This is a genomic window from Bacteroides sp. L008, assembly GCF_040812255.1.
In the GTDB taxonomy this organism is placed as follows: domain Bacteria; phylum Bacteroidota; class Bacteroidia; order Bacteroidales; family Bacteroidaceae; genus Bacteroides; species Bacteroides vicugnae.
This window is the reverse complement of the sequence record NZ_JBFNXO010000001.1, coordinates 3,937,235-3,962,817: the sequence shown is the minus strand read 5'-3', so window position 1 is coordinate 3,962,817 and position 25,583 is coordinate 3,937,235. Positions and strand designations below refer to the sequence as shown.

Genomic DNA, 25,583 nt, shown 5'->3' with positions numbered 1-25,583 from the left:
ACCATAAAGACGGTCTGTACGGGAATCTCCGTTCAGACTGTCTTTTTCTTGGCGGGTTGGTTGATTTCGCCAAATAATCCGCAGACTCTTTTTCTTGGCTGTTTGATAATATTTTATTTCCTTTGTACAAATCTGAAAAACATGATAAGAAAGAGCCTTTTATTGTTAGCTTTACTTTTCACTTCATGGATTGTGTCTGCACAATCCTATCTGTTCAAGCATCTGGAAGTATCGGACGGATTGTCTAATAATTCTGTAAATACTATTTATAAGGATCGTGACGGGTTCATGTGGTTTGGCACGACTGCCGGATTGAACCGCTATGATGGATATACTTTTAAGGTTTACCAGCATGCCGAGGACGAGCCGGGATCTTTGCCGGATAATTATATCACTGATATTGTAGAAATGCCTGATGGACGGTTTTGGATAAATACTGCCCGGGGATATGTATTGTTTGACAAGGAACGGGATTGCTTTATCACAGATGTTACCGGATTTATGAAGAATCTCGAGTCATGGGGAGTTCCGGAACAGGTTTTTGTAGACCGGGAAGGGAATACCTGGCTTAGTGTGGCAGGTGAGGGATGTTACTGTTACAAGGAAGGCGGAAAAAGACTTTTCTTCTCGTACATGGAACATTCGTTACCGGAATATGGAGTAACACAAATGGCAGAATGTAGTGACGGGATCTTGTTGATTTATAATACAGGACTACTTGTTTGCCTGGATCGTTCCACATTAGCAGTAAAATGGCAGTCTGATGAAATCAAAAAATATATTCCGGAAGGGAAGAAGATAGAGCTTTCGCTCTTTGTAGACAGAGACAATTGTATCTGGGCATATAGTCTTATGGGAATCTGGGTGTATGACTGCGGAACAAAAAGTTGGCGGACAGACTTGACTGGTATTTGGTCGTCACGTCCGGACGTAATCATTCATACGGTGGCACAGGATATAGAAGGCAGAATCTGGGTTGGAAAGGATTATGACGGTATAGATGTGCTTGAGAAAGAAACTGGAAAAGTGACTTCTCTTGTTGCCCATGATGACAATGGACGGAGTTTGCCTCATAATACAATTTATGACTTATATGCTGATAGAGATGGTATCATGTGGGTGGGAACTTATAAGAAAGGAGTATCTTATTATAGTGAAAGTATCTTTAAGTTCAATATGTATGAATGGGGAGATATTACCTGCATAGAGCAGGCAGATGAAAATAAATTGTGGCTGGGAACGAATGACCATGGGATTCTTTTGTGGAACCGTTCAACAGGAAAGGCGGAACCTTTCTGGAGAGATGCCGAAGGACAGTTGCCGAATCCGGTCGTGTCTATGCTAAAGTCAAAAGACGGCAAACTATGGGTCGGAACATTTAATGGAGGGCTGTATTGTATGGATGGTTCCCAGGTACGTTCTTATAAGGAGGGTGCCGGGAATGCTCTGGCAAGTAATAATGTCTGGGCATTGGTGGAAGATGATAAGGGGAGGATCTGGATTGCTTCCTTAGGAGGTGGTTTACAATGTTTGGAACCGTTGTCCGGTACTTTTGAGACTTATACGAGTAATAACTCGGCTCTGCTGGAAAATAATGTTACCTCTTTGTGTTGGGGAGATGATAATACATTATTTTTCGGAACTGCTAATCAGGGAGTAGGTATGATGGATATGCGTACTCGTGAAATAAAAAAAGTTCAAGGTCAGAGCGGTAGCATGAAAATGTCGAACGATGCGGTTAATCATGTGTACAAGGATAGCCGGGGACTGATATGGATTGCTACACGTGAGGGATTGAATGTATATGATATAAGACGCCATCTGTTTCTTGATTTATCTCCTGTTGCAGAGGCCAAAGGAAGCTTTATTGCTGCGATTACGGAAGATCAGGAGCGTAATATGTGGGTCTCGACCAGTAGGAAGGTAATCCGGGTGACAGTAGCTTCGGACGGAAAAGGGAGTTACCTTTTTGATTCCAGGGCTTATAATAGTGAGGACGGATTGCAGAATTGTGATTTTAACCAGCGTTCTATCAAAACCTTGCACAATGGAATCATTGCCATTGGAGGTTTATATGGGGTAAATGTTTTTGCTCCGGATCATATACGCTATAATAAAATGCTGCCTACTGTGATGTTTACAGGTCTTTCGCTGTTTGATGAGCCGATAAAGGTGGGACAGTCGTATGGTGGAAGAGTGTTGATAGAAAAGGAATTGAACGATGTAGAAAATGTCGAGTTTGATTATAAGCAGAACATTTTCAGTGTATCTTTTGCTTCGGATAACTATAATCTGCCGGAGAAAACTCAATACATGTATAAGTTGGAGGGGTTTAATAATGACTGGCTAACCTTACCGTTAGGAGTACACAATGTGACTTTTACAAATCTTGCACCGGGAAAGTATGTTTTGAGAGTGAAAGCGGTAAATAGTGACGGTTATGTCGGCGTGAAGGAAGCGACGCTGGGTATTGTAGTCAATCCTCCTTTCTGGATGTCATGGTGGGCCTATTTGTTGTATGCCATCGGTTTGGTGGTCGTGCTTTTTCTGGCACGCTACCGGATGCTGAAACGTGAACGTGAGAAGTTTCATCTTCAGCAGATAGAAAGCGAGGTGGCGAAGAACGAAGAAATCAATAATATGAAATTCCGTTTCTTCACGAACGTCAGCCATGAATTGCGTACACCGCTTACATTGATTATTTCTCCTTTGGAGGGTATGCTGAAAGAAACAACCGATGAATTGCAAAGTACACGTTTGCAGTTGATGCATCGCAATGCGCAGCGGTTGTTGCACTTGGTCAATCAACTGCTCGATTTCCGTAAAGGGGAGATGAGCACTCATCAGTTGTCTTTGTCGGAAGGAGATATCATTTCGTATGTGCATAGTGTTTGCAACTCTTTCCTGTTGATGGCGGATAAGAAACATATTCAGTTCTCTTTCTTCTCGGGGATAGATACATTCTCGATGGCTTTTGATGCTGACAAGGTGGGAAAGATTGTCATGAATCTGCTTTCCAATGCCTTTAAGTTTACTCCCGAAGGAGGACGGGTGACGGTGATGATAGAGCATGTGGCAGGAACTCCTGATATGCTGGAGATCAAGATTGCTGATACTGGAATAGGAATTAGTGAGGTGGATAAGGAACATATCTTCGAACGTTTCTATCAGGCGGGTCATAAAGGGGTAGAGGAAACTACCGGAAATGGTATCGGCTTGAGTTTGGTACGTGACTTTGTAACTCTGCATGAAGGAGAAGTGAAGGTCTTTGATAATATAGGAACAGGCTCCGTTTTCGTTATTCAGTTTCCGGTAAAGCATGTGGAGACACAGGTGCAATTGCCGCCAGAGACAGGTATACCGGCCGGGGAGGAAGAAGATAAGGAGATAAAAGAGGAAACCAGAGAGGAAACGGAACGTAAGGATTTCCCATTGTTGCTGATAGTAGATGATAATGAAGACTTCCGTATCTTTATGCGTTATAGTCTGGAATTGCAGTATCGTGTCAAACTGGCTGTGAGTGGTAAGGAAGCATGGGAGATGATGCAGGAAGAATTGCCCGATCTGGTTATCAGTGATGTGATGATGCCTCAAATGGATGGTAATGAGTTGTGCCGTCTGATAAAGCAGGATAAGCGCACAGCGCATATCCCTGTGATTTTGCTGACAGCACGGCAGAATACCGAAGCGAAGCTGGAAGGATTGCAGACAGGAGCGGACGATTATGTAACGAAGCCGTTCAATATGACTATTCTTGTGTTGCGTATCCGTAAACTGATAGAATTAAGCCGCTATCATCGTGTCACCCAGGGAATGATTGACCCTGCCCCCAGTGAGATTGTGATTACTTCATTGGATGAGAAATTGATAGAGAAAGCAATCAAGTATGTGGAAGATAATATGTCGCGTACCGAACTCTCGGTAGAGGAGCTTAGCCGGGAACTGGGTATGAGCCGTGTGCATCTGTATAAGAAATTACTCCAGATCACAGGAAAGACACCGATTGAGTTTATCCGCGTGATCCGCTTGAAACGGGCAGCGCAATTATTGCGTGAAAGCCAGCTTCATGTATCTGAGGTAGCCTTCGAAGTAGGCTTTAATAACCCTAAATATTTCAGTCGTTATTTCAAGGATGAATTTGGTGTTTTGCCCTCTGTTTACCAGGAAAAAGAAGGGAAATAACAAATGATACCTCTGAAAAAAACATATCGTCCGGTCACTGTTTAAAAGTTCCCCTTCTATAAAACATTAGAAGGGGAGCTTTTCATTTATAGTACTTACTTTTGCGATATGAGAAAATATATTGTTGAACCCTAAAGGTAGGTATGATTATGAATATGAAAAACATTTTCTGTTGCCTGTTGCCGGGACTTCTTTTCGGAGCATGTGCCAATAAGGTCTATGAGGAGACAGGCGATAGCGTGATAGTTAAAGTACAACAGGAAGTAACAGGAGGTCCCCGACTGGTTCGTCTGCAAGTGATGGGAGATAAGTTAATCCGTGTTTCTGTTACTGCCGACAGCAAGTTTGCCGATCCGCAAAGTTTGATTGTTGTTCCGCAGGAGAAACAAATCCCATTTGCCGTCATGCAGAATGGCGATACGATTACAGTGTCTACAAAAGAAGTGAAAGCGTCCGTATTGGCCAGTACCGGAGAGGTGTGGTTTGCGGATAAAGACGGAAAGTTAATCCTGCAGGAAAACAAGGGAGGAGGAAAGAAGTTTACTCCAATCGAAGTAGAAGGAACAAAGGGATATACGATCTGCCAGGTTTTTGAATCTCCTGAAGATGAAGCGTTCTACGGATTGGGGCAGCATCAGGCGGATGAATTTAATTATAAGGGTAAGAACGAAGAACTGTTCCAATACAATACGAAAGTCTCTGTTCCATTCGTTGTTTCAAATAAGAATTATGGTGTACTGCTGGATAGCTATTCATTGTGTCGTTTCGGTAATCCGAATGACTACTCCCAATTGAACCGGGTCTTTAAGCTTTATGATAAGACAGGTCGGGAAGGTGCGCTTACCGGTACTTATGTGCCGAAAAAAGGAGAGACGTTGGTTCGTCGGGAAGACTCTATTTATTTTGAGAATCTGAAAACGATTCAGAATCTTCCGGAGAAATTGCCGTTGATGGGGGCTAAGGTCACTTATGAAGGTGAAATAGAACCTGCTCAAACAGGAGAATTTAAGTTTATTCTTTATTACGCCGGATATGTCAAGGTCTATTTGAATAATGAACCGGTGGTGCCGGAACGTTGGCGGACTGCATGGAATCCTAATAGCTATAAGTTTGCTGTTCATCTGGAAGCAGGGAAGCGTGTGCCGTTGAAAATTGAATGGCAGCCTGATGGCGGGCAGTCTTATTGCGGGCTGCGGGCATTGACTCCTGTAGATCCGGCAGAACAGGGGAAACAGTCATGGTGGAGCGAGATGGCAAAGCAGCTTGATTATTATTTTATGGTTGGTGAGGATATGGATGAAGTAATCAGTGGCTATCGGACTCTGACCGGAAAGTCGCCTGTTATGCCGAAATGGGCAATGGGTTTCTGGCAAAGCCGGGAGAAGTATAATACACAAGATGAAATGTTAGGCGCACTGAAAGGTTTCCGTGATCGTAAAATCCCGGTGGATAATATCGTACTGGATTGGAATCACTGGCCGGAAAATGCCTGGGGAAGTCATGAGTTTGATAAGGCGCGCTTTCCGGATCCCAAAGCAATGGTCGATTCCATTCATGCTATGCATGGGCGTATGATGATTTCGGTATGGCCTAAGTTCTATGTTACTACCGAACATTTCAAGGAGTTCGACAAGAATGGGTGGATGTATCAGCAATCTGTCAGGGATAGTTTGAAAGATTGGGTAGGCCCCGGTTACCATTATGGTTTTTATGACGCTTATGATCCGGATGCACGTAAACTGTTTTGGAAGCAGATGTATGAGCACTATTATCCGTTGGGTATCGATGCCTGGTGGATGGATGCCAGCGAACCGAATGTACGTGACTGTACCGACTTGGAATATCGGAAGGCTTTGTGCGGACCTACGGCATTGGGCTCCTCTACGGAATTTTTCAATGCTTATGCACTGATGAATGCAGAAGCCATTTATGACGGTCAGCGCGGAGTGGATAATAATAAACGTGTGTTCTTATTGACCCGTTCGGGATTTGCCGGGTTACAGCGTTATTCTACAGCTACATGGAGTGGAGATATCGGTACACGTTGGGAGGATATGAAGGCACAGATTTCTGCCGGACTTAATTTCGCCATGAGTGGAATACCTTACTGGACAATGGATATTGGCGGCTTTTGTGTAGAGAACCGTTATGTGGCGGGACAGAAACAATGGAATGCGACAAAGACGGAAAATGCCGATTATAAAGAATGGCGTGAATTAAATGCCCGTTGGTATCAATTCGGTGCATTCGTTCCTCTGTATCGTGCACATGGACAATACCCGTTCCGTGAAATATGGGAGATTGCACCGGAAGGACATCCGGCCTACCAATCGGTTGTTTATTATACCAAACTGCGCTACAATATGATGCCGTATATTTATTCGTTGGCAGGCATGACCTGGTTTAATGATTATACAATCATGCGTCCATTAGTCATGGATTTTACAGCGGATACCCAAGTGAATAATATTGGTGACCAGTATATGTTCGGTCCTTCATTTATGGTATCTCCGGTTTATCGATATGGTGACCGTAGTCGTGAGATTTATTTCCCCCAGGCAGAAGGCTGGTATGATTTTTATTCCGGCAAGTTTCAGTCCGGTGGAGAAAAGAAAATGATAGATGCGCCTTATGAACGGATTCCGTTGTATGTGCGTGCGGGAGCTATCGTACCGTTAGGTGATGATATTCAGTATACGGATGAAAGACCGGCGGATCATATTCGTTTGTATATTTATCAGGGGGCTGATGGAGAGTTTACGCTATACGAAGATGAGGGGGGGAATTATAACTATGAACAGGGTATGTACACCATGATACCGATGAAGTATGATGAGACTACTAAGACTTTAGTGATCGGTGAACGCCAGGGAGAATTTCCGGGTATGCTGAAGGAACGCACCTTCACTGTGGTTACGGTCAATAAGGAGAAAGCCCAACCGTTTGATTTGAATGCGAAAGGGGTGACTGTGAAATATAATGGCAGCAAGCAGACATTGAAACTGTAGGCTGGATGATATAATCCGATGATGATGATTGGTAAATTGAAATATTTGATATTGGGGAGCTGTCTGATGCTGTTGGGAGCATGTAACAGTTCTTCCCCCATTTCTCCACGCGAGCGGTCTGACTTTAATGCGGATTGGCGTTTCCACTTGGGAGACGGATTACAAGCTGCACAACCCGGTTTTGCCGACAATGACTGGCGGGTATTGAATCTGCCTCATGATTGGGCGATTGAGGGAGACTTTAGCTGTGAAAATCCTTCCGGCACAGGGGGAGGGGCGCTTCCGGGTGGAGTTGGATGGTATCGCAAAACTTTTAGTGTAGACAAAGCAGATATAGGAAAGATCTTCCGCATTGAGTTTGACGGAATATATATGAATTCGGAAGTATTCATTAACGGTGTTTCGTTAGGAGTACGTCCTTATGGATATATCAGTTTCAGTTATGATCTGACCCCTTATCTGAAATGGGATGAACCCAATGTGCTGGCTGTTCGGGTGGACAATGCGGAGCAACCTAATTCACGCTGGTATTCAGGTTGTGGCATTTACCGGAATGTATGGTTAAGCAAGACTGGTCCGATACACGTAGCCGATTGGGGAACGTATGTCACGACATCATCGGTTGACAAGGGAGAGGCTGTACTGAATCTTGTTACTACTATTGTGAATGAAAGTGATACAAATGAAAATATCACGGTCTGCTCATCCTTGCAGGATGCTGAAGGCAGAGAAGTTGCTGGAACGCGGTCGGCCGGAAAAACGGAAACTGGCAGAGAAACTGTTTTCGTCCAGCAATTGACTGTAAAACAACCGGAGTTGTGGGATATTGATACTCCTTATTTGTATACATTGGTTACTAAAGTGATGCGAAACGAGGAATGTATGGATAGGTATACGACTCCTGTCGGTATCCGTACATTTAGTTTTGATGCCCGGAAAGGATTTACATTGAACGGTAGGCAAACCAAGATTAACGGGGTATGTATGCACCATGATCTGGGCTGTCTGGGGGCAGCTGTCAACACACGTGCCATTGAACGGCAATTGCAGATTCTGAAAGAAATGGGATGCAATGGCATACGTTGTTCCCATAATCCTCCCGCACCCGAACTGCTTGATCTTTGTGATCGTATGGGATTTATCGTGATGGATGAGGCTTTTGATATGTGGCGGAAGAAAAAAACAGCACATGATTATGCCCGTTACTTCAATGAATGGCACGAGCGCGATTTGAATGACTTTATTTTGCGTGACCGCAATCACCCTTCTGTCTTTATGTGGAGTATCGGTAATGAAGTCCTCGAACAATGGAGTGATGCTAAAGCGGATACATTGAGTCTGGAAGAGGCCAATTTGATCCTGAATTTCGGGCATTCTTCTGAAATGCTGGCAAAAGAAGGAGAGGAGAGTGTCAACTCTTTGCTGACGAAGAAGTTGGTAAGCTTTGTGAAAGGGCTTGATTCTACCCGTCCTGTCACTGCAGGATGCAATGAACCGAATTCCGGCAATCATTTATTCCGTTCCGGTGCACTGGATGTGATTGGCTATAATTATCATAATAAAGATATTCCTCATGTTCCGGCTAATTTTCCGGACAAGCCCTTTATCATTACTGAAAGTAATTCGGCATTGATGACACGTGGATACTACCGTATGCCCAGTGACCGGATGTTTATCTGGCCTGAGCGTTGGGATAAACCCTTTGCTGATTCTACTTTTGCCTGTTCATCTTATGAGAACTGTCATGTGCCTTGGGGAAACACTCATGAAGAAAGTCTGAAGTTAGTCAGAGACAACGACTTTATCAGTGGGCAATATGTATGGACAGGATTCGATTACATCGGAGAACCGACTCCTTACGGATGGCCTGCACGTAGTTCATTCTTTGGTATTGTCGATCTGGCAGGTTTCCCAAAAGATGTCTACTATCTATATCAGTCGGAATGGACAGATAAGCAAGTGTTGCATCTTTTCCCGCATTGGAACTGGACTCCGGGGCAGGAGATCGATATGTGGTGTTATTATAATCAGGCTGATGAAGTGGAATTGTTTGTGAATGGAAAGTCGCAGGGAGTGAAATGTAAAGATGCTGATAACCTGCATGTTGTTTGGCGTGTAAAGTTTGAACCGGGAACGGTGAAGGTTATTGCACGCAGAAAGGATGAAGTGGTAGCGGAAAAGGAAATTCATACTGCCGGAAAGCCTGCAGAAATTCGCCTGACTCCTGATCGTTCTGTTCTGGCTGCTGATGGAAAAGATTTGTGTTTCGTCACTGTAGAGGTGCTGGATGAAGAAGGGAATCTTTGTCCGAATGCAGATAATTTGGTGAATTTCACTGTGAAAGGTAATGGTTTCATCGCAGGAGTGGATAATGGAAACCCGGTATCGTTGGAACGCTTTAAGGATAAAAAGAGGAAAGCATTTTATGGAAAATGCCTTGTTGTCATTCAGAATGACGGGAAACCGGGAAAAACGGAGCTGACAGCTACTTCGGAAGGGCTTCGGCAAGCCGTGGTGAAGATCTCGGCAAAAGATTGTAAACTGTAAATGATTATGGGAATAATGAAGATATTTTTATTGACTATATGTTTCCTGTCTGTTCAGACAGGTATGGTGGTGATTGCTCAAGACAAGAAACAAAAACCGGTGTATCTGGATGATACACAACCGATAGAGGTCAGGGTACAGGATGCGCTGAACCGTATGACTGTGGAGGAGAAAACTCGTCTTAGTTATGCACAAGGGAAGTTTAGCTCCCCTGGTTGTCCCCGTTTGGGTATTCCTGAACTCTGGATGAGTGACGGTCCTCATGGCGTGCGTGCCGAAATTAACTGGAATGATTGGGGATATGCCGGATGGACGAACGATAGTTGCACTGCTTTTCCTGCACTGACCTGTCTGGCAGCTAGCTGGAATCCGCTATTGGCAGAGAAATATGGACAGGCCATCGGTGAAGAAGCCCGTTATCGTGAAAAGGATGTTTTGTTGGGACCGGGGGTGAATATCTATCGTACCCCGCTCAACGGGCGTAACTTTGAATATATGGGGGAAGACCCTTATTTAGCCTCGGAGCTTTGCGTGCCTTATATTCAGGGAGTGCAGAAGAATGGAGTAGCCGCCTGCGTAAAACATTACGCACTGAACAATCAGGAATTATGGCGGGGACATATCGATGTGCAACTAAGCGACCGTGCATTGTATGAAATATATCTGCCTGCTTTCAAGGCTGCTGTAGAAAGAGGTAAAACGTGGTCAGTTATGGGAGCTTATAATAAAGTGCGTGGAACTCATGCTACCCATCACAAATTGCTGAATAATGATATATTGAAAGGGGAATGGAATTTCGACGGATGCGTTATCACGGACTGGGGAGCTGCACATGATACTTATGAAGCTGCCATGTACGGATTGGACATTGAAATGGGATCTTATACCAATGGTTTGACTTCGGAATCGGAATTCGGTTTTGATGATTATTATTTGGGTAAGTCTTATCTGAAAATGGTTCGCGAAGGTAAGATTTCGATGGAGGTAGTGAACGATAAGGCCGCACGTGTGTTACGTCTGATTTTCCGTACAGCGATGAATCGTCGGAAACCGTTCGGTGCACTGACCAGCGAAGAGCACTATCGTACAGCTTATGAGGTTGCAACAGAGGGCATTGTCTTGTTGAAAAATGGGACAGGTAAGAAACAGCCTGCATTATTACCTATTCCCCAGGGAAAATATAGACGTATTTTGGTTGTGGGAGATAATGCTACCCGTAATTTGATGTTAGGCGGCGGCTCTTCGGAGTTGAAAGTTCAGAGGGTGGTTTCACCATTAGATGGTATAAAAGCGAAGTTTGGTGAGGATGTGGTTTATGCACAAGGCTATACAAGCGGTCGCCCGATGTATGGCCGGGCAGATGTTATTCCACAGACAACAGTAGATTCTTTACGTAATGACGCGGTAGAAAAAGCGATGAATGCGGACTTGGTGATCTTTGTCGGAGGACTGAATAAGAATCATTTTCAGGATTGTGAGGGGGGTGACCGTTTGTCGTATGGACTTCCTTTTGGACAGAATGATTTGATAGAAGCTCTGTTGAAAGTAAATAAGAATCTGGTAGCAGTAATTATTAGTGGAAATGCGGTGGAAATGCCTTGGGTGAGGGAGGTACCCTCTATTATTCAGTCGTGGTATTTAGGCTCTGTCGGCGGAGAGGCACTGGCTGATGTGTTGAGCGGAGATGTGAATCCCAGCGGTAAGTTACCTTTTTCTTATCCGGTGAAACTGGAAGATTGTCCGGCACACTTCTTTGGTGAGATTAGTTACCCGGGTGATAGTATCCGTCAGGAATATAAAGAAGATATTTTGGTTGGTTATCGTTGGTATGATACGAAGAAGATCCGGCCGCTCTTTCCTTTTGGCTATGGCATGAGTTATACCACTTTCGAATATAGTAAGCCTGTGGTATCGGCTAAAACAATGAATGCTGATGGCAGTATTGATCTTACTGTAAGAATTAGGAATACAGGGAAAATAGCAGGGAAAGAGATCGTTCAGTTATATGTTGGCGACGAAGAGTGTAGTGTTCTTCGCCCGGTGAAGGAGTTGAAAAACTTCCGGAAAGTACGGCTTATTCCGAATGAAGAAAAAGAAGTGAAGTTTACGATCAAACCGGAAGCATTGCAATTCTTTGATGATAAACAGCATACTTGGGTGGCAGAACCTGGTAAGTTTAAGGCATACATTGCCGCCTCTTCTTCTGATATTCGCGGTACGGTGACATTCGAGTATACCCAATGATAAAGTTTACAGGTTAATACACAGTGTTCAGTGGACATATAGATACAGCGTGGTGGATATATATACTCACCATCGTGTATCTATATGTCCACTACGATAAGTATATATGTCCACCAATTTGAAAGATGATGTCTTGGTAAACTATAAAAGGTAGAAAGCAAAGTATTACTACTAGTTTAAATTGTTCGTGTGGTTTGTTCACATTGATATGTCGTACTACTTTTACTCCTTAGTAAAAGTGAGTGTACGTTTATAATGCTTTAAAGGCGTATTGCTTTTAAGGGAATTAAGTTAGGGTTTTAATAGACCATTATCTGCCCATTCTTGTACTGAAAATGTGCAATTCCTAAATCGTTCAGTGCGTCCAACAGACTTTCTACCGAAACATTCCGGCTAAAACGAAAATGAATCCGTTTCTGTAAGAGGTTGGGTGAGTGGCAGATGACGCTGATATTATACCAAGTCCCTAAACTCTGTAATACTTGCATCATCTTCGTGTTGTCGAAATAAAACTCATTATCCGTCCATCCTTCTTTTTCGGTCTGCGTAGCCTTTGATACAACGATATCACCATTTGTTTCTAATGTGGCGGATTGACCGGGTGATATTTCCTTCCGGTGCGAAGAGGCGGTTTTTGCTACTTGCACCCGTCCTCTATATAATGTGACAGTGGGCGTATTACAAGGATAGGCATTTACATCAAATACTGTCCCCAATACCTGTGTCTGTATATCTCCGGTGGAAACAATGAAAGGACGAAGACTGTCTTTTGCCACTTCAAAGCGTGCTTCTCCGGTGAGGTTTACTATCCGCTTGTTTTGCGGAGTAAACTCTTTGGGGTATTCCAAACGACTGTTTGCACTTAACAGCACGTGGGTTCCGTCTTCTAATGTCAGATTAATGATAGTCGTTGGCGGGGTGGAAACGATTATTCTGCCGTTTTTTTCTTGTGTTGTGACCTGCTCGGGAACATTGAGGGCGGCAAATATTTTGATATCCGATGCTGTACTGTCTGATTTATTCCAGGGTGACCACAATATTAAGAGCAGGGCAATAGCTGCTGCCATGCCACCGGAAAGCCATATGCGGCGATATGCTTGTCGTTTCTTCTGCTCCTGTCGTTGCGAGAAAGCTGTCCATGCTTCCCGTGTCTCTTCCGGTAGGGGCAAATCGCCTAACGCTTCGCCAAAGGCATTTTGCAAACGACGTATCCCGGCATCCTCTGAAAAAGGGCGGCAGTCATCTCCCGTTAGTCCGTAATCGGGGGATTCCTCTTTGGGAGTATACTTTTTCTTTTCTTCCATTATCTGTTCTCCTTCCTTGATCGTTCATGATTTTCATCGTTCATGACTTCGCGTAATGTACGCAGTGCTTTGGATATATGCTTTTTCACTGTATCGGGACTGATGCCAAGTTGTTCGGCAACTTCCCGATAGGTGAGATGCTCGTAGTAACACAGCCGTAAGATAGTGCAGGTAGGATCAGGCAAACTTCGGGCTATCACTTCCGCCTTTTGCAATAACGCTTCGTGCTCCTGATAGTTGCTCTCCACATCAGCTAGTGTCGCTTCGTAGATCGCTCTCGCATTATCATGCTCCACTTGAAGGTGTTTCAGGCGGTTGAGGCAGGCGTTGCGGACTGCGGTATAAATCCATCCGCCCCGGTCGTTCTTATCCAACTGCTCAAAATGTGTCCAGGCCTGTTCCATCACTTCGCTCACTATATCCCGTGCTTCTTCTTTATCTCCCGTCAATTGTGAGGCATAACGTACCATTCGCGGATACATTTCCACAAACATCTGCTCGAAAACTTCTTTCTTTGTATGGTCTTTATGAAACAGGAACATGCTCTTTTAGGGGGTTGATACTGCAAAAGTACACACTTCTCTTTAAAAAGAGAGTCTACAGACGTGATTTTTCACTCTCTCCGGCTCCGGTTCCTTTATATTTGCTTTTCGCCGCGTTGAACTGATAACTCAGCCGGATGCCGAAACGCTGCTGGTCTGAATAATCGCGGTTGGAGCTGAATGTCCGGTCGCCATAGATGGTGAAGTATCTGTAGCCGGTGTGAAAGATGTCTTTGGCGGTTACCGATACTTTTAGCGACTGGTCTTTCAGGAACGATTTGGTCAGTTGGGCATCTACTCTTCCTTCGGTTTTCCAAATGGCGTAACTTTGTTTGGCTCCGGGCGACAGTACTCCTTTGATATTGAAGAACCAGCCTTTAGGGAAGTTGAAACTGTTGTCGAGACTGAAATAGAACCGTGGCTCATTCCAGTGCTGGGTGATGCCTATGGAAGTACCGTGGGAGTCAAACCAATTGATGCCGGTGGTCAGTTGAGGTTGCCAGATGCCGAATTTTGGTGAAAGGACGATGCTGCTTCCATAGCGGTTGGAATGCGGAATGCTTGCCATGCCGAACAGCAATACACCGGGATGATTGATGTCGTCATACGGGCGGGTGTAGCTGGTGTACATATTCCAGGAATGGTCGTAGTAAATACTGAAATTAATCCATTTCCATCCGGCGTCGAAGAAAGTTGCACGATGTATCTGGGGGACGAGAAACGGGTCTCCGCTCCGGTAAGAGTACTTGTTTTGATACGTGACGGCACTGGTGAGCATATCATAGCTGGGACTGTATTTCAGAGTGCGGTGGGAAAGGGCGAAAAACCAGTTGCCGGAAGTGTATCTGATGCTGACTACCGGTATCCAGTCGCGATAGGTGGGGCTTTGGCCGTCCTGGTGAATCCCTTTCTCGTAGTAATCTGTTTGTTGAAATTCATAGCGTAGTCCGGCTAAGATATTGAACTTCCCCAATGGCAGGTTGTAGTCGATGAAGCCGGAAAACATAGTTTGTTTGATGCGGTCGTCGGCATCGGCGGAGAAGCCGCTTTGGAGAAATATGTCGTGGCGGTTGGTGAATGTCTCTTCTGTTCCGAAACTGAGTTTGCCTTTCCGGAGTGGGGTGGTGATCAGGAGTTTGGCGGCATAGAGGTGGTTGCGTACGCGGTTGCTCGAAGTGGCGTCTTCGGTTCCGTTGTTCTCGGCGTATTGACGGATGCGGTCCCGGCCATACAGATAGTCGGCGTTGAAGTCGATGTTGCATTTGCCGAACGTGGCGTTGTAGTATCCGTTGGCTGCCTGCCACCAGCCGGTATGCGCATCTGTCTGCTGGCGAGCATACAGGTGGTCTACTTCTTTGCCGTCTTGCAGGATGAGGGTTGTCCCTTCATTGGTAGTATGCGCATTACCTATGTTCGTACCGGGCATATAGCGCATACCGAATGACTGATCCTCGTCGATTTCGTAGTTGAATCCCAGTTCGCCGTTGAAGGTGCGATAGGTTTGTTTGCTTTTGTTCTCCGTTGATTGGTTCCAGTCGGACGAAGCGTAAATGTCCTGACTGTGGATGCTTGTTAGGTGATTGTTGATTTCGGCAAAGTCCCCTTTTACGAAAATATCCAGTCCGCCGGTACGGTAGTTCAAGGATATGCCTTCGTTGCCGATCGGTACATGTCCTTGCGAGTAATCGGTATAGAAACTGCCGCTCATGCCTTGTCCCCGTTTGCGAATGGTGTGGAGACGGATAACGGCACCTACGGAAGAGCCATATTGCACCCCCGGAGTGGTGATGATTTCTGCAGAAAGTATTTCGTTGGCTTGCAGGCGGTTCAGTTCTGTGTTATCCCTGACTTTGCGTCCGTTGATATAGATTTCGGGAGTGCCCCTACCCAATACGGTGTATTCTCCGTCCGTACCTGTGACAAAAGGGAGATGTGAAATCATTTCGCTTGCCGATCCCATGAGTGAAAGGGGAGTTCCGGCTATATTGGCGGTTAATGTTCCGTCTTTCCTTTCTATCAATGGGCGTCCGGCGGTTACCACTATCTCTTTCAGCAGTTTCGTATCGGGTTGTAACCGGAGGATGTTTTGTTGCCGGCAGGGAATAATTTGCGGACAGTAACCTATATAGGTTGCTTTCAACAGGCAATCTTCCCCGGCTATGGCAGGCAGACGGAAAGAACCGTCCTCTTCTGTCACGCTCCCGGCCAGGAAACTGGAATCGGCAGCAAGCGCAAGTATATTGACGAATGCTAGGGGAGTTCCTTTCTCGTCATAGACTTTGCCTTGTACGGTTATAGCTTTGTTTGATTTCTTTCGTTGTACGACGAAATACTCTTCCCGTTCGACGGAAACGAAAGGTTTGCCTTTCAACACGATGTCTATGGCTTCGCATTCTGTCTTTTCGTGAATACTGGCTGTCACGCGATAACTTTCGGTGCCGTTGTAAGTAAAGAGAATACTTTTTCCCCCTTTCTTTTCTATCTGTTTCAGTGCTTCGGGCAAGCTTTCATTCTTCAGTTCCAATGAGAACTTCTTGATGACTGCCTGTGCTTGTGCGTGGGAGGGAATAAAAGATAAACCGTATCCAATCAGTAACCAGCCGATTGTTGTCCAAGTAAAATTAAACTGTCGCATACTACTTCTGTTTTTGTAATTTTACTTATACTACAACAAAGGGGAGTGATCAGGTACGGTTTATCCGAATTATTTTTGCAGTTTATTTCAGTTTCTTCTGATACTCGTCCGAATTCAGTATTTCCAAAGCCTTTTGTATACTTTCATTCGTTGTATTCATTACCCGGAAATATTCGTTCATATCCCAAAGGTCGCGGGCGATCAGTGCTTTGAGTTGCGTTTTGATAAGTGGGAGCGATTTCTGATATTGTTCTTCATTGAACTTCACACCCTCTTTCTCACCCATTTCCCGTAAAGTAGCCAGCATATCGTCATCAATGACAAACTTCTCGTTGAATGATTCGAACTTCTTATACTTGTTAGCTAATTCTTTCCGGTGTCCCTCGATAAATTTCATGGTAAATTTGATAACCACTCCTTTAGCTACCAGGTTCCGGTGATAATCCGTATACAATGTAGTGTCGATGGGCACGAAATAATCAGGCATAATGCCACCTCCGCCATACACAGTACGTCCTAGTTTCTTTGTCTGCGCTTTCAATGAATCTGGGAAATGGATGCTGTCGGCATTCATAAGCTCACCGTGGTTGAAGCGCTCTATCAGGTCTTTATTGTAATCGACAGTGCTGTCGTATGGTTTTTGGATCGAGCGTCCCGATGGAGTATAGTAACGGGCGATGGTTAAACGAATCATGGAACCGTCCGGTAAGTCGATAGGACGTTGCACCAAGCCTTTACCGAAAGAACGGCGGCCTACAATAATTCCTCTGTCCCAATCCTGTACCGCACCGCTGACAATTTCGCTGGCGGAAGCTGTATACTCGTCTACCAATATGATGAGACGACCATTACGGAAGTCCCCGTTACCTTTTGCATAGAAATCACTACGCTTGGCAGTCCGGCCTTCGGTATATACAATCAGTTCCTTTTGTCCCAGGAATTCGTTAGCAAGGTCAATGGCTGCATTGAGATAACCGCCTCCGTTTCCTTGCAGGTCAAGAATCATATCCTTCATACCTTGCTTCTGGAGGTCCTTCATTGCTTTCTTGAACTCTTCAGCAGTTGTCGCTCCGAAGCGGTTGATGCGGATATAACCCGTTTTAGGTTGAATCATATAAGAGGCGTCGAGGCTAAGGATAGGTATCTTATCTCTTTTCACTGTAAACAATAAAGGGTCTTGCACGCCACGACGAACGATTGTCAGATTGACTTTCGAACCTTTCGGGCCACGAAGACGCTTCATAATATCTTCCGTACTCATTTTCACTCCGGCAATAGCGCTGTCATTCACGGCAATGATACGGTCACCGGCAAGGATACCGACTTTCTCGGAAGGGCCGTTGCTGACAGGCTGCACCACCAACAGGGTGTCTTCTATCATCTGGAATTGCACTCCGATACCCTCGAAGTTACCTTGAAGTGGTTCGTTCATCTTCTTCACTTCCTCTGCATCCGAATAAGTAGAGTGCGGATCAAGTTGTGCCAGCATCTTGATGATGGCTTCTTCTACCAACTTGTCTTCATCTACTTTGTCCACATAGAAATTGGAGATTGCAAACTCTGCCATTTGTAGCTTTCGCATGGCTTCGGAACCGAAGTTCTGGGCTTGTGCGGCAACTGCCCACAAGCAAACGGATAGTATAATCGTTAGTTTCTTCATCATCTTTTCTGACTCACCTCCTATTCCCTAACGAGTGTCATTCACTCATTTTCATTCCTTTGGGAATAAACTGGCTGATATCTTTATTATAGGTTAATAACTCGCGTACAATCGTAGAGCTGACGCAAGTCAGTTCCGGTTCTGTGAAGAGCAGGATGGTTTCAATCCCCGCCAGTTTACGGTTAATGTCCGCAATGGTCTCTTCATATTCGAAATCTTTCACCGTACGGATACCGCGAACAATGAACCTGGCCCCTACTTCCTGCGCAAAATCAATTGTCAGACAGTCGTAGGACATCACTGTGATGCGAGATTCGTCTTTATAAAGTTCCCGAATCATTTCCTCCCTTTTCTCAATGGGGAAGTAGGTATTCTTGTTCTCATTGATACCGATTCCTATCACGATTTCGTCCATAAAGGTAAGTGCACGCTCCACTACCGAATAATGTCCGATGGTGAAAGGGTCGAAAGTACCCGGGAATATTGCTTTTCTCATGATGCCAAGTCTTCTTCTATAACCAGATTATCTATAATAAAGTTCTGCCGTTCCATAGTATTTTTACCCATGTAGAATTCGAGTAGTTCTTTTACTGCATCCGTTTTGCGCAGTGTCACCTGCTCCAGACGCATATCCTTGCCGATGAAATGTTTGAACTCGTCCGGTGAGATTTCTCCCAAACCTTTAAATCGGGTGATCTCCGGATTCGGTCCTAATTCGTTGATGGCATTGATACGTTCTTCTTCGCTATAGCAGTAACTTGTCTTTTTCTTGTTACGTACACGGAATAAAGGGGTTTGCAGGATATATACATGTCCTTTCTTGATGAGGTCGGGGAAGAATTGCAGGAAGAACGTAATCAGCAGCAAGCGGATGTGCATACCGTCCACATCGGCATCGGTTGCTACGATCACTTTGTTGTAGCGTAGTCCTTCAATACCATCTTCTATATTCAGGGCTGCTTGAAGCAGGTTGAATTCCTCGTTCTCGTAAACCACCTTTTTCGTCAGTCCGAAAGAATTCAACGGTTTACCACGCAGGCTGAATACTGCTTGAGTATTTACGTCACGACTCTTGGTGATGGAACCGCTTGCAGAGTCTCCCTCGGTGATAAAGATGCAGGAGTCTTCTTCCAGTCCTTTTCCTTTCGGGTCGTTGAGGTGGATGCGGCAGTCGCGTAATTTACGGTTATGCAGGTTCGCCTTCTTTGCGCGCTCACGAGCAAGTTTCGTTACACCTGCAATGGCTTTACGTTCTTTTTCGGATTCCTGTATCTTCTGTTGGATGGCTTCCGCTATATCCGCATTCTTGTGCAGGAAATTATCTACTTCAAGTTTGATAAAGTCGCCTACATATTTGTTGACCGTCACGCCACCGGGAACCATATTGGTAGACCCTAGTTTAGTCTTGGTCTGGCTTTCAAAAATCGGTTCTTCCACATTGACGGCAATGGCGGCAACCAGTCCGTTACGGATATCGGTATAATCCATGTTCTTGTTAAAGAACTCTTTGATGGTGCGGGCAATGTGTTCTTTGAAGGCACTTTGATGCGTACCACCCTGGGTAGTATGCTGACCGTTGACAAAAGAATAATATTCTTCTCCGTACTGCCCTGTATGTGTGAAAGCGATTTCGATGTCTTCCCCTTTCAGATGGATGATCGGGTAAAGTCCGGTTGCCGTCATGTTGTCGTTCAAAAGGTCTACCAGACCATTGCGTGACAAGATGCGGTGTCCGTTATAAATAATGGCAAGCCCTGTATTAAGGTACGTGTAATTACGTAGCATTGTTTCAATAAATTCGGGCTTGAAGCTGTAATTCAGGAATAGTGTATTATCCGGTTCGAAGAAGATATAAGTTCCGTTTTCTTCTTCGGTGTTCTGCGTCTCATCGGTCAGCAGGTTACCTTTTGAGAAAGTGGCGATACGTACTTTGCCATCGCGGTAACTGCGTACCTCGAAATGGGAGCTTAGAGCATTGACGGCTTTCACACCGACACCATTCAGTCCGACACTTTTCTTAAATGCTTTACTGTCGTATTTACCACCGGTATTCAGCATGCTGACTGCTTCGATGAGTTTTCCTTGCGGGATGCCCCGTCCGTAGTCGCGTACGCTGACACGAAGGTTTTCTTCAACGGTAATCTCGATTTTCTTACCGGCTTGCATTTTGAACTCGTCAATACTGTTGTCAATTACTTCTTTCAGGAGGACATAGATTCCGTCTTCGGCATGTGCACCGTCGCCCAGCCTTCCGATATACATACCGGGGCGTGTGCGCACATGTTCCATGTCGCTCAGGTGGCGGATGTTGTCGTCAGTGTACTCTACTGCATTGTTGTTGTCTACAGGTATCAATTCGTTCTCTTCCATAGCTGTTTTTATTTTATCTCTTTGATGAACGCACGGCGGCGCTTATGTTGTTGAGTCTCAAAGTAATCCCATTGTGCCTGAACTTTTCCGTTCAGCTCCAGTTCGGGGTTGCTTTCCGCAAAGATAAAACCTAATTTTTGATAAACTGGAATTAAATCGGAAAATAACAAAGCATTAACACCTTTATTTTGGTATTCCGGTTTCACTGCAACAAGTAGCAGATCAAGCATTTTGGCACGGCGTTTCATGAATAGTGCTTTTAGCAGATAGAACCATCCGAGCGGTAACAGGCGTCCGTGTGATTTTTGTAGTGCCTCGGCAAGGGATGGCATGGAGATACCTACACAAACCAGCTCGTCATTGGCATCGGTGATCAGGGTAACCATCCGTAAATCAAGGATTGGGAGGTACATTTTTACGTACTGGTCGATTTGTCGCTGTGTCAATGGAGAATAGCCGTAAAGTGGGCTGTATGCTTCGTTCATCAGTTCGAAAATCTTCTGTCCGTAGTCTTTGGCTATTTTTCTTCCGGAGGTGTATTTCTTTATTTTGAGGTTGTATTTTCGTTGGATCAGTTCGGAGATACGTTTGTGCTTGTCGGGAATGGCGTCTGGTATGTAGATTTTGTATTCCACCCAGTCGGCGTCTTTCTCGAAACCTAGCTTTTCCATGTGTACAGGATAGTAGGGGTAGTTGTAGATAGTGGCCATGGTGCTAAGCTGGTCGAATCCTTCAATCAGCATTCCTTCAGCATCGAAATCGGTAAATCCGAGAGGACCGGCAATGTGAGTCATGCCTCGTTCTTTTCCCCAGTCTTCTACTGCTTTGATAAGTGCGGATGACACTTCGGGGTCGTCGATAAAGTCTATCCATCCGAAACGAACGTTCTTACATTCCCACTTTGCGTTCGCCTGATTGTTGATGATTGCAGCTACACGTCCTACTATTTTATCGTCCCGATATGCGAGGAAATAATCTGCTTCACAGAATTCGAATGCTGCGTTCTTCTTCTTGTTGAAGGTGTTGAGCATATCGTCATAAAGATCAGGCACAGAGTAAGGATTATCCTTGTACATTCTGTAATTGAAACGGATAAATTTCTTAAGCTCTCTCTTTGTGGAGACTTTCTTGATTGTAATAGCCATATCTCGTATTTATGATTTGAGGAGGCAAAGATACGTGATAATCTTTAAATTACAACGCGTAGGGTGGCAAAAACTGATTGATATCCGATGTCTTCAATAGGCTATTAATTAAATTATTGGCGATTTTTTTGTAGATTTCCGGCGATTTTGCGAATATTGTGCACTGGTTGTGTATGTTCCTTGAATCTTACTTTGAAAGCTGGTTTTACACTTTAAAACATTTTATGTCTTGTTGCTGATGAAAGGCATGGCTATAAAAGTATAAATCTAGTATTAGTTATTGATATTACTTGAAGCATTTTCTCGGGAAGCTTGTTGTGTCATTATAGGTCAAATAATGATTTTATGCATTGATAATCTCCTTTATACCTTACTAATATCGGTCATTTATGCAAATGATAAGATAGTATCATGATATGATAATAAAGTACTTTTTATAATGTAGTGATGCGACTACTTTTGCATCAGTAATTTAATGTAAATCTAATGCGATTGAAAAATGGAAGTACAACCTTTTAGTTTGTCTGAAGAAAAAGTGAACGAATCTTTCTGCAATATTAGGGTAAATGGAAGATGTTCACTTATGTTTGTGAAATCGTTGTGGGCTTTTAAACTCTATAAGGAAAGTAAGGCGGTGTATTATACTGATATAGATAAGAATAATTTTTTATAGTAAAACTTTAAATTAATAAATGATGAAAAATCTCTTTTTTTATCCTCGTTCAAAAATGAGGGACTCAAGGGCATTTAAGGTAGTGTGGATAATGCTGGCTGTGTTCTTGTTTGTAAGTACAAATGTTTTAGCTGATGGTATTAAAGTAACCGGTGTGGTGAAAGATGCCAATGGGGAGGGACTTCCGGGAGTCAATGTTGTGGAAGAAGGTGCGAAAGGTGGAAACGGGACTATTACCGATATGAATGGTGGATTTACACTCTCTGTAAACAACAGCCGTTCTCAACTTCGTTTTTCTTTTATAGGTTATGAGACACAGGTTGTAACTGTTGGAAAAAGAACAATAATCAATGTTGAGTTGAAAGAGCAAACCACTCTTATGGATGAAGTGGTAGTGGTGGGTTATGGCGCAATGCGGCGTAAAGACTTGTCTGGTGCTATTTCTTCCGTGCGTAGTAGTGATTTGATGCAAGGTGCGCCCACTAGTTTGACGCAAGGTTTGCAGGGACGTCTGGCGGGTGTACTTGTTAATCAAAGTGATGGTGCTCCGGGTTCCGGTGTCAGTATTACCGTGCGTGGTACCAATTCTTTTTCAACTAATTCCCAACCTTTATATATTGTAGACGGTATTCCTTTTGAAACAGGAAGTACACCTACCAGTGGAGCGAATGAGGGAAATAATACGACCGCTAATCCGTTGTCATTGATTAATCCGAATGACATTGAATCTATTGATGTTCTGAAAGATGCTTCGGCTACAGCTATTTATGGTTCTCGTGGGGCAAACGGTGTGATTATTATAACGACCAAGCGTGGTAAAGCAGGTAAGGCAAGAATCGAATTTTCGGCAAACTTCGGAATCTCCAAGATTTCCAAAATGGTGGAAATGTTGGATGCTTACACTTATGCTAATTTTATGAATGAAGGCACAATAAATGGTGGTTTGTATGATAATCTGCTTTATACGGAGTTGCCTTATGATGGTTCGTGGAAATATAAAAGAGATGGCAACGGGAATGTAATTCGTGAATCTGGTAGTTACAATCCTATTCCTGAAGATTTCTTGCACCCGGGATGGAGAACTGATGAGTATGGAAACCGCAAATGGGTGGAAGGTACCGACTGGATGGATGAAATTCTCCAGACAGGTTTAACGCAAGAATATAACGTCAGTGTTTCAGGTGGAAATGAAAGGAGTAATTATGCTATTTCCGGCAATTATACTACACAAGATGGTATTATTAAAAATTCCGGGTACGAGCGTTTCACGTTCCGTTCAAATGTAAATAGTGAAATTACCTCATGGCTGAATGCGGGGCTGAATATTAATTTTACAAAATCAACTACAAATTTTGCTAAAGCGAACTCTTATGATGCAAGTATTATCCGGTCGGCATTGATTTATATTCCGACAGTTTATGCTGGTGATAAGAGTGAAGATGATGAGTATTCATGGTTGTCGGCTAACCCGCGGACTTATGTGAATACTGCGAAGGATGAATTAAGTTCGATCAATGTGTTTACTTCAGCTTATGCCGAACTGAAAATTGCCGACTGGTTGAAATTCCGGCAGAATTTGGGCATCAGTTATACTTCAAATGACCGTAGTTCTTATTACAGCCGTGAGACTGGTGAGGGCAAGGTAGCAAACGGACGTGCTGGTCGAAGTGATAATTTTTGGCAGAATGTGACGGCTGAATCGGTGCTGACATTTGATAAAACTTTCAATAAGATACATCGCTTGAATGCTGTGGCCGGTTTTACTTATGAGAAATCACATTGGGGAGGGAAAGCTATTACTGCACAGAATTTTCCAACTGACTTAACTAAAGATTACGATATGAGCCAGGCATTGGTTGTTGATCGTCCTTCTAGTAGTCGCGGAGAATCTGTATTGGTATCATTGTTGGGACGTGCCAATTACACATTATTGGATAGATATATTTTTACGGTTTCATTTCGTCGTGACGGATCCAGCCGTTTTGCACCGGGTAATAAATTTGCAAATTTCGCATCAGGTGCAATAGCATGGTCTCTTTCGGAAGAAGAATTTATCAAGCGGCTGGATTTATTTAGTAATCTGAAACTTCGCTTTAGTTATGGACAGACTGGTAATCAGGCTATCAGCAGTTATCAGACAATGGAGTCATTAGGTACTGCCAATTATCCATTGAATGGTACATTAACCAGCGGTTTTAGCGGACAAACTTATAAAGGCCCTTTAAACACTTCACTCAGATGGGAAACTACTGACCAGTTCAATGTAGGTCTTGATTTTGGATTCTGGAAGAATCGTCTGAATTTTTCAGCAAACTATTATTATAAGAAGACAAAAGATTTGTTACAGAATGTCTCAATACCATTAAGTACTGGTTATAGTACAATGTGGACTAACTTTGGACATGTCACTAACAAAGGTTTTGAGTTTACAGCCAATGTGGTAGCTATTGACAATAAAGACTGGGGACTAAATTTCGACGGAAACATTTCGTTTAATCAAAATCGGATAGGTGGATTGAATGCCGATCAATATGCAACACAGTTGTGGTATGGAGCTAATGAAGTATTCCTGCAAAGAAACGGTTTGCCGATAGGAACAATCTACGGATATGTAGAAGATGGGTTCTACGATAACATAGCAGAAGTAAGAGCAGATCCTATTTATTCTAAAGTTTCGAAGGAAGAAGCACAGCGGATGATTGGGGAGATAAAGTATGTTGATCGTAACGGTGATAATCAGATAACTACTGAAGACCGCGCTGTCATTGGTGATACGAATCCAGATTTTATATATGGTTTGAATGCAAATTTCCGCTGGAAGAAGCTTTCGTTGGGATTATTCTTCCAAGGAAGTCAGGGCAATGATATATTTAATGGTAACTTGACTATGATTGGTATGAACAGTATTGGTAATGTGACCCGTGAAGCGTATGAAAACCGTTGGACACCGGAGAATGCGGCAAATGCGAAGTGGCCGCGAATAACAACGGCTATGACGCGTGATATGAAGTTGTCCGACCGTTATGTAGAAGATGGTTCCTATTTCCGCCTGAAAACAATTAATTTGAGTTACAATTTCGGATCAGTCTGCAAAGGTATTACTGACTTGTCAGTGTTCGGAACAATAACTAATGTATTTACGCTTACCAATTACAGTTGGTTTGATCCGGATGTAAATGCTTTCGGATCAGACGCTTCTCGTCGTGGTGTGGATATATTCTCTTATCCAAATAGCCGTACTTATACGATTGGTTTTAAATTAACATTATAAAA

General features: G+C 43.9%; 12 protein-coding genes. 5 read left to right on the top strand and 7 right to left on the bottom strand.

From position 1 onward, the window contains the following. Positions 1-141 precede the first annotated feature (141 nt). The 4 genes from AB3G73_RS15695 (at position 142) to AB3G73_RS15680 (ending at position 11,981) form a co-directional block, all read left to right on the top strand. Positions 142-4,182 carry a two-component regulator propeller domain-containing protein gene (locus AB3G73_RS15695; RefSeq protein WP_367745211.1) on the top strand — a complete coding sequence of 1,347 codons (4,041 nt, stop codon included), beginning with the start codon at positions 142-144 and terminating at the stop codon, positions 4,180-4,182. Between the two features lie 143 nt (positions 4,183-4,325). Then, the gene (locus AB3G73_RS15690; protein WP_367745210.1) at positions 4,326-7,190 is read left to right on the top strand and encodes an alpha-xylosidase BoGH31A; all 2,865 of its coding nucleotides are present in this window, start codon (positions 4,326-4,328) and stop codon (positions 7,188-7,190) included. Between the two features lie 21 nt (positions 7,191-7,211). After that, the gene (locus AB3G73_RS15685; RefSeq protein ID WP_367745438.1) at positions 7,212-9,737 is read left to right on the top strand and encodes a glycoside hydrolase family 2 TIM barrel-domain containing protein; all 2,526 of its coding nucleotides are present in this window, start codon (positions 7,212-7,214) and stop codon (positions 9,735-9,737) included. A gap of 15 nt (positions 9,738-9,752) precedes the next feature. After that, positions 9,753-11,981: a glycoside hydrolase family 3 C-terminal domain-containing protein gene (locus AB3G73_RS15680; protein ID WP_367745209.1), complete on the top strand. Its 2,229-nt coding sequence runs from the start codon at positions 9,753-9,755 to the stop codon at positions 11,979-11,981. A 299-nt stretch (positions 11,982-12,280) separates the two neighbouring features. On the opposite strand, the gene AB3G73_RS15675 is transcribed toward AB3G73_RS15680, so the two are convergent. The 7 genes from AB3G73_RS15675 to AB3G73_RS15645 all read right to left on the bottom strand — a co-directional run bounded on the left by AB3G73_RS15675 (position 12,281) and on the right by AB3G73_RS15645 (position 21,637). Beyond that, the gene (locus tag AB3G73_RS15675) at positions 12,281-13,285 is read right to left on the bottom strand and encodes a FecR family protein (RefSeq protein WP_367745208.1); all 1,005 of its coding nucleotides are present in this window, start codon (positions 13,283-13,285) and stop codon (positions 12,281-12,283) included. Continuing rightward, on the bottom strand, positions 13,285-13,827 hold the full coding sequence (locus AB3G73_RS15670) for an RNA polymerase sigma-70 factor (protein WP_195648794.1): 543 nt from the start codon (positions 13,825-13,827) through the stop codon (positions 13,285-13,287). Before AB3G73_RS15670 ends, AB3G73_RS15675 begins: the two co-directional genes overlap by 1 nt. 55 nt (positions 13,828-13,882) lie before the next feature. Then, positions 13,883-16,462, bottom strand: coding sequence for an outer membrane beta-barrel family protein (locus AB3G73_RS15665; protein WP_148366828.1), 2,580 nt, complete (start codon positions 16,460-16,462; stop codon positions 13,883-13,885). A gap of 82 nt (positions 16,463-16,544) precedes the next feature. Continuing rightward, positions 16,545-18,122 (bottom strand): S41 family peptidase, encoded by a 1,578-nt coding sequence (locus AB3G73_RS15660; RefSeq protein WP_148366897.1) that lies wholly within the window; start codon positions 18,120-18,122, stop codon positions 16,545-16,547. 37 nt (positions 18,123-18,159) lie between these two features. Next, a complete protein-coding gene (gene coaD / locus AB3G73_RS15655) occupies positions 18,160-18,618 on the bottom strand; it encodes a pantetheine-phosphate adenylyltransferase (protein WP_320974769.1) in 459 nt (152 codons plus the stop codon). Continuing rightward, a complete protein-coding gene (locus tag AB3G73_RS15650) occupies positions 18,615-20,492 on the bottom strand; it encodes a DNA topoisomerase IV subunit B (RefSeq protein WP_148366826.1) in 1,878 nt (625 codons plus the stop codon). Before AB3G73_RS15650 ends, coaD begins: the two co-directional genes overlap by 4 nt. Before the next feature lie 8 nt (positions 20,493-20,500). Continuing rightward, positions 20,501-21,637 (bottom strand): GNAT family N-acetyltransferase, encoded by a 1,137-nt coding sequence (locus tag AB3G73_RS15645; protein ID WP_148366825.1) that lies wholly within the window; start codon positions 21,635-21,637, stop codon positions 20,501-20,503. 692 nt (positions 21,638-22,329) lie between these two features. On the opposite strand from AB3G73_RS15645, the gene AB3G73_RS15640 reads away from it, so the two are divergent. Then, positions 22,330-25,581: a TonB-dependent receptor gene (locus tag AB3G73_RS15640; protein WP_320978215.1), complete on the top strand. Its 3,252-nt coding sequence runs from the start codon at positions 22,330-22,332 to the stop codon at positions 25,579-25,581. Positions 25,582-25,583: the final 2 nt, after the last annotated feature.